General features: G+C 73.1%; 2 protein-coding genes. Both read right to left on the reverse strand.

What is annotated here, in order from left to right; genetic code table 11:
* Positions 1-66: 66 nt before the first annotated feature.
* On the reverse strand, positions 67-1,884 hold the full coding sequence (locus tag AOK17_RS46605; RefSeq protein ID WP_206190957.1) for a M48 family metalloprotease: 1,818 nt from the start codon (positions 1,882-1,884) through the stop codon (positions 67-69).
* A 325-nt stretch (positions 1,885-2,209) separates the two neighbouring features.
* Positions 2,210-3,469 (reverse strand): phosphoribosylamine--glycine ligase, encoded by a 1,260-nt coding sequence (gene purD / locus AOK17_RS46610; protein WP_055618694.1) that lies wholly within the window; start codon positions 3,467-3,469, stop codon positions 2,210-2,212.
* Between the last annotated feature and the right edge of the window lie 339 nt (positions 3,470-3,808).

A 3,808-nucleotide genomic window follows, 5' to 3' on the forward strand; every position in this document is an offset into this window, starting at 1 on the left:
GGGGGCGGACCCCCCGGAAAGGGACGGGAATGGTTAGGGGCGGCGGGGGCGGAAAACGGGTTGAGGTCAGACCAGGCGGACCGGCTTCTCGGGGCGTATGCCCAGGTGGAGGAGCCAGGTGCGGAGGGGGGCGGGGTCGCCCTCCTCGATGAGGCTCAGGACTCGGGGGCCGAGGTCCACGGACCGCTCGCCGTTGATGAGCAGCGACGGCCCGTCGAGCCAGTCGAGCCCCGGAGCCGCCCCGGCCGTGTCCATCGCCGCACAGCACACCATCGCCGTGACATGGTCGGCCAGCAACTCCCGCCCGGTCCGGGGCGGTTGCAGCGGGAAGAGCGGCAACGAACCGTCGTCCCAGAGGGGCATGTCCGGACCGACCTGGCCGGCGGCCCCGGAGGGAGCGGCGGCCCCGGCCGACACCGCGGCCTCCTCGCGCGCCACCTCCGCACTGAGCCCCGCCGCCAGCGCCGAACTCCGCTCGTTCTCCGGCCCGCCGTCCTCGTCCTCATCCTCGTACGCCGAGGCCGCATGCCTCTCCACGACCACCGGATCCTCAAGGTCACCGGATTCCCGCGGCTCCCCCGGCTCCCCGTCACTCAGGTGATCCATCACCCGGGCCAGCGTCGGCCCCTCCGGATCCGAGGCTCCGGCCCCGGCCCCGGCCCCGGAGGACCGGCTCACGCCGAGCGCGTCCAGCACCCGGTGCAACCGCGCCGCGTCCGTACGCCACTTCCGGTCCACGACCTCGTCCGGATACTCGTCCCAGTCGACCGGCGCCCAGTCGGGCCCGGTCTCGGCCGGTCCGCCGTGGAAGAGGCGCGCGGCCAGCAGGGACGCCGCCTCGTCGATCGCCCCGGGCTCCTCCAGCAGGTCGCAGGCGGGCCGCTCGCCGAGCCGGGAGGCGAACCCCTCGGCGAGACGGTCACGCCGCGAAAGTTCGGTGAGGGCCGCGACCACACCCGCGTCGAGCCGGGACGGCCAGCGCCCCATCCGCCAGGCGGGCAGCGCGACCCGCGTCAGCAGCCGGTCCCAGCCCGCGTACGCAAGACCCACCTGTTCCTGGGCGACGATCCGCAGACCGTAATCCACAGCCTGTGCACGCTCCGCCGCCGCGGCGGCGACACCCCGCTCCATCTCGGCGGCGTGTCCGCGGCAGCTGCGCAGCAGAAGCCGCGCCACCCAGCCGACCCCGCCGAGCACCGTCCTGGACAGGGGTCCGCGGGGCTCCGAGGTCACGGCCACAGCCGCGTCGAGACCCCGGATGAACCGCCGCGCCGCGGCTATGTCGGGGTGCGCCGACGGTCCCGTACCGGCGACGACCGGTGCGAGGACGGCGCGCAGTTCGCCGACCCGCATCCACCACAGGAAGGGCGAGCCGATGACGAGGACGGGCGCGGCCGGCGGACGGCGGTGGGCAGACGGGAGGCCCCGTACGCCCGGTACGCCCTCGATCTCGTCGCGGGACTCCGGCCGGGGCGTGCCGTGGGCCCGGTGGGTGCGGTCCTCCAGCCAGCTGTCGCAGTCCGGGGTGAGCGCTATCGCGGAGGGCGCGGGCACTTCGAGGCGGTCGGCCAGGTCGCGCACCATGCGGTAGAGATCGGGCGCCGACTCCTCGGCGATGGTGACCGTGGGGCTCACGGCGGGCCGGGAACGGGCCACGACCAGCGCGATGCCCGCCGCGGCGAGGATCACGAACAGGGCGAACCCCGACACGATCCAGCGCGTGACCGCCCAGCCGGGGCCGTCGATGTGGCCCGTCGACCCGCCGACGAGCAGCACGACGGCGACGGCCGCGGGCAGCAGGGCGACGGCCAGCGCCCGGCTGCGGACCCGCAGCACGGCGAGAGCCCGTGAGCGCGCGGCCTGCGCGCCCACCTCCACACCCATACCGGACACGACCGGTGTCACCCCCTACTGCCCGCCCGGCGCGTGCATACCCAGCCACTGCCGGCGGACGTCCATGGCGTTGCTCACTCCCCCACTGTGGCACCCACGACCGACATCGCAATGCCGGTGGGCCAAGTGCCGGAACGCTTGCGCCGCACCCTAGTTGGGGCCCCGGCCCTCGTCAGCCGGATGGGGCATCGGTCACTCGATGGAATGGCTTTGGGCAGAGGTGGCTGACGAAAGGGCCCCGGATCCTGTGCGGGATCCGGGGCCCGGGGTGATCCTTCGATGCGCGTTGACGCAGATGAAGGGGCGTAACTGCCGGTTACGCCTGTGCTGCCCCCGCCACCTTCGCCGCGATGTCCGTACGGTGCTGGCCGCCGTCGAGGCGGATTCGGTTGACCGCTTCGTACGCGCGTGCGCGGGCCTGGGTGAGGTCCTTGCCGCTGGCCGTGACGGAGAGCACCCGGCCGCCCGCGCTCACGATCGCGTCACCGTCACGTTTGGTGCCCGCGTGCAGGACGTACGCGTGCGGGGCGTCCTGTGCCGCCACCTCGTCGAGGCCCTCGATGGGGTCGCCGGTGCGCGGGGTGTCCGGGTAGTTGTGCGAGGCGATGACCACGGTGACGGCCGCGTCGTCGCTCCAGCGGAGGGGTTCGAGGTCGACCAGGGTGCCGTCCGCCGCCGCGAGGAGGATGCCGGAGAGGGGCGTCTTCAGGCGGGCGAGGACGACCTGGGTCTCGGGGTCGCCGAAGCGGGCGTTGAACTCGATGACCCGTACGCCGCGCGAGGTGATCGCGAGACCGGCGTAGAGCAGCCCGGAGAAGGGGGTGCCGCGGCGGCGCATCTCGTCGACGGTCGGCTGCAGGACCGTCTGCATGACCTCCTCGACCAGCTTCGGATCGGCCCATGGGAGGGGCGAGTACGCGCCCATGCCGCCGGTGTTCGGACCCTCGTCGCCGTCGAGCGCGCGCTTGAAGTCCTGCGCGGGCTGCAGCGGCACGACCGTCACGCCGTCGGTGATCGCGAAGAGGGAGACCTCGGGGCCGTCGAGGAACTCCTCGATGACCACGCGGTCGCAGGCGTTGGCGTGCTCGCGGGCCTTGTCGAGGTCGGCGGTCACGACGACGCCCTTGCCGGCCGCGAGACCGTCGTCCTTCACGACGTACGGGGCTCCGAAGGCGTCGAGCGCCTCCTCGACCTCGTCGGGGTTCGTGCAGACGTACGAGCGGGCCGTGGGCACGCCCGCGCCCGCCATGACGTCCTTGGCGAAGGCCTTGGAGCCCTCCAGCTCGGCGGCCTCCTTGGAGGGGCCGAACACCGGGATGCCCGCCTCGCGCACGGCGTCGGCGACCCCGGCCACGAGGGGCGCCTCCGGGCCGACGACCACCAGCTCGGCGCCGAGCCCGGTGGCCAGCGCGGCCACGGCCTTGCCGTCGAGGGCGTCGACCTGGTGCAGCTCGGCCACCTCGGCGATTCCCGCGTTGCCTGGGGCACAGTGCAGCGCAGTGACGTCGGGGTCGAGGGAGAGAGAACGGCACAGGGCGTGTTCGCGGGCACCGCCGCCGATAACTAGGACCTTCACGGGGGTCAGACTAGCTGCCGTGTTTCGGGGGCGGGTCGGCGTGGGTTCGCCACGGCTCACCACTACTACTCGTTGCTGCTCGTCACTGCTATTGGTCGCTGCTGGTTACTGCTACTGGCTGCTGCTGACTACTACTACGGGCGCTGCTACTGGTTGCTGCTCGTCACTGCTCGTTCGAGAACTCCTCCACCACCGTTGCTCCCAGCTCTCTCACGATCAGTTCGTGGCCCGACAGGGCGGACTCGTCGAGGTCCGGATCGTCGTCCTCCGGGGTGTCGTCCTCGGGGGAGATGGGGGGCGGCTCCGGCGCGGAGGAGCGGGGAGCGGGCGCGGGACCTG

Source organism: Streptomyces phaeochromogenes (assembly GCF_001418655.1).
GTDB classification, from domain to species: domain Bacteria; phylum Actinomycetota; class Actinomycetes; order Streptomycetales; family Streptomycetaceae; genus Streptomyces; species Streptomyces phaeochromogenes.